Origin of the sequence: Sinomonas sp. ASV486, assembly GCF_030908215.1 — a bacterium.
Taxonomy (GTDB): Bacteria; Actinomycetota; Actinomycetes; order Actinomycetales; family Micrococcaceae; genus Sinomonas; species Sinomonas puerhi.
The window spans coordinates 2790-5517 of record NZ_JAVFJK010000013.1; the positions used below are offsets into that span (position 1 = coordinate 2790).

The 2728-nt window shown below is 66.5% G+C and carries 4 protein-coding genes; all 4 read right to left on the reverse strand.

Going from position 1 to position 2728, the window contains the following annotated elements; all coding sequences use genetic code 11:
* Positions 1 to 70: 70 nt before the first annotated feature.
* The 4 genes from RBS60_RS16825 to RBS60_RS16840 all read right to left on the reverse strand — a co-directional run bounded on the left by RBS60_RS16825 (position 71) and on the right by RBS60_RS16840 (position 2552).
* Positions 71 to 379 (reverse strand): CHY zinc finger protein, encoded by a 309-nt coding sequence (locus RBS60_RS16825; RefSeq protein WP_307958719.1) that lies wholly within the window; start codon positions 377 to 379, stop codon positions 71 to 73.
* Positions 380 to 395: 16 nt separating this feature from the next.
* Positions 396 to 1037, reverse strand: a complete 642-nt coding sequence (locus RBS60_RS16830; RefSeq protein ID WP_307958720.1) for a biotin transporter BioY — start codon at positions 1035 to 1037, stop codon at positions 396 to 398.
* 254 nt (positions 1038 to 1291) lie between these two features.
* Complete coding sequence (locus RBS60_RS16835) at positions 1292 to 1957, reverse strand: zeta toxin family protein (RefSeq protein ID WP_307958721.1); 666 nt, start codon at positions 1955 to 1957, stop codon at positions 1292 to 1294.
* Positions 1958 to 2114: 157 nt separating this feature from the next.
* The gene (locus RBS60_RS16840; RefSeq protein ID WP_307958722.1) at positions 2115 to 2552 is read right to left on the reverse strand and encodes a hypothetical protein; all 438 of its coding nucleotides are present in this window, start codon (positions 2550 to 2552) and stop codon (positions 2115 to 2117) included.
* Positions 2553 to 2728: the final 176 nt, after the last annotated feature.

Below are 2728 nucleotides of genomic sequence, written 5' to 3' on the forward strand. Positions count from 1 at the left end.
CCCCAGCATCGAGGCCCCCCGGGCGGCCGCCGGCGGGGGCCCCCCCGCCGTCGCCCGCCCGCCTGTCACCTCAGCCGAAGTAGAGGTGGGCGTGGGCCGCACACCGCTCGTTGAACCGGGCGCCGCAACTCGGGCACGACGCGGTGCCCAGGTAGGCAGAGATGGCCATCTCGGTTCCGCAGACGCCGCAGAGCACCGCCGGCTCCCCCCACTCGTCCCTCGGCCACGTCTCGGGCTCGTGGTCAGCGTCCTCGGCATGGCAGAGGTGGCAGGGGTAGTACCGCAGGCAGCACTTGAACTTCATGGCGACCACATCCACCTCGGTGCGGTAGTGGATGCAGCGGGTTTGGTCGTCCACCGTGCTGCCGAAGACCCTCATCGCTACGCTCCGCCGCTCACTTGACCCGGCGCACGAGGACGTCCGGGAAGGCCCGGTGAACGGCCACCGCAGCGACGGCCGCCAGAGCGTCCTTGAGCAGGTCACCCGGGTAGAAGACGAGGTCGGCGGCGAAGGCCGCCTGCCAGGAGAGCTTGAGGTTGAGCATCATCCCGAGCACGCCGGGCGCGTGCGAGGCGACCACGGAGACCACGGCCGCGGCGAGGAAGAACCACAGCGTCCGGCGCTTGGCCGGCAGGCGCCGGATGATCTGCTCCGCGGCGATGCCGACCAGAAGGGCCGCAAGGACGAACCCGATGATGTACCCGGCCGATCCGCCTGCGAGGACCTGCAGCCCCGCGCGGCCGCCGGAGAAGATCGGCAGGCCGGCGAACGCAAGCGCCAGGTAGAGCCCCACCGCGGCCGCGGCTCGGAAACCGCCCAAGACGAGGCCGGTCAGCATGATGGCGAACGTCTGCAGCGTGATGGGGACACCGAAGGTGCCCACCGGGATACCCGGGACGATCGCCGACGCCGCGATGAGCGCTGCGAACACGGATACGAGGGCCAGCGAGTGGGAATCCCACGTTCGGCGGGGCCTGCGGGGGCTGGTCTCGGCCTCGCGGTGGGGTGCCGGGGTGGGCGTCGTCGGGTTGCTCATGGTTCCTCCAGATGTCCGGGTAGGCGTTCTGGAAGAAGGCTATGCAGCGCCGTGGACGGCCGTTTTGTAGCGAACCCACCACGCGGGCCGATGATCTATAGACCGATCGCTACAAGAAGTCTCGACTTCGCTCAACCACCGACGGGCGACGCTCAACCACCGGCCGGCAAGCGGATGACGGCGGGTGCCCACCCGCCGTCATCCGCCCTCACGGCGTCGTGCTGGAAAGTGCGGGCGTCCGCGTGTCCCCAGTTTCACGTGTTCGTCGTCGGGACGGGACGTGGAGTGGCGTCGGGATCATTGACGACGTACCGCTGAAAGGACCCTCGGCCCAATTCATCGGCGGCTCTCTCGGCGAGCCTCCGCGCGTTGATCGAGCACAGGGAATCTCGGCCACCATTTGAGTAGCAGCGCGCGATCGCCTCCTCTGGAACGAACCGGCCGCCCAGGGGCCCAGCGGAATCAGCGACGAATCCACGGGCATCCTCGCGCCCGACCCACCACCGTCGCGTGGCCCGCTCAATAGCGACCGCTTGCTGAAGCTCGATCGCAATGACATCGAGCTGTTCGTACCCCGCCTTGTACAACTCGCTGATGTACTGGTCACCCAAAGGCTCCCATGCGAGCGTCCCGTCGATGATGACGTTCTCGCCGGAGGCGAGAGACAGTTGGCGCACAAGATCAGCGAGCCTCGTCGACTGCTGGTGAACGTGTGGGGCGAGCTCCCTCGGATGTACGGAGTCACCATCCGGGAGCATGAACCTGCGACGATACTCGAGCAGCCCTGCATCGAGGGCATGCCCGATCACCATGTCCTTGGCGAGGTCTGGGTCAATGAGGCGGTATCCCGCTAGGTCCATGGATTCCAGGACGGCTGACTTGCCCGCACCGGGAGGGCCGGCGCTTACAACGACTGCCATGCCATCCGCCGATACGTCGTTCTGTACCTCGAGGTATTCGCGAGCGAGACGGGCGACCATAGCGTCATCCAGATATGTCGCGACGTCCGATGGAGCGACGTGAAGCCCTCCTCCGGTACCGTGCAGAGCGCTCAGCACCGAGTAGACATCACCTCGATCAGCGACCAATTGCCGCCCTGACCTGATCGAACTCCTTCTGGCTGATCATCCCCGACGCTAGGGCCTTCACGACTTCGTCCCAAGTGCCAGAGATTCGGCCCTCAAGCGGATACGGCGCCTCCTCGCCGAAGGTGTAGTCGAACCGGGCGAGCTCCTGGACCAGACCATCTCGACTCGTGTCGTACGCGCATGCGCGGAGAATGATCTCCTCTGGCGTCACGGGAACATTGTTGTTACTGCGTTCGAGTGCCTTCAACATGCGGTGCACCCGCGCTTGGCTGGTTGCAAGGAGCTCAGCAATATCTCGCTGTGGCAACCCACGATCGGCGACCTGTTTCGCTGCACGAAGCTCGTCAATCGCGTCAACCCGCGAGCGAGCTTGGCGCTGCAGAGCGGCGTGATGCAACTGGTCTAGGGCGCGGTCCATCGTGATCATGGAGTATCTCCCTTCCGATCCTCAAGCCTACCCCTGTGATTCACAATGAATCAAGGATCGGCCTCCGCCGTGAGTGCGAGGTGAATCGCGCCCTTCAAGTGAGCGGACGACGGCGGGGGCGCACCCGCCGTCGGCCGGGGCCCGGGGGGGGCCGGGCCCCCGGGGGGGTGTGCCGG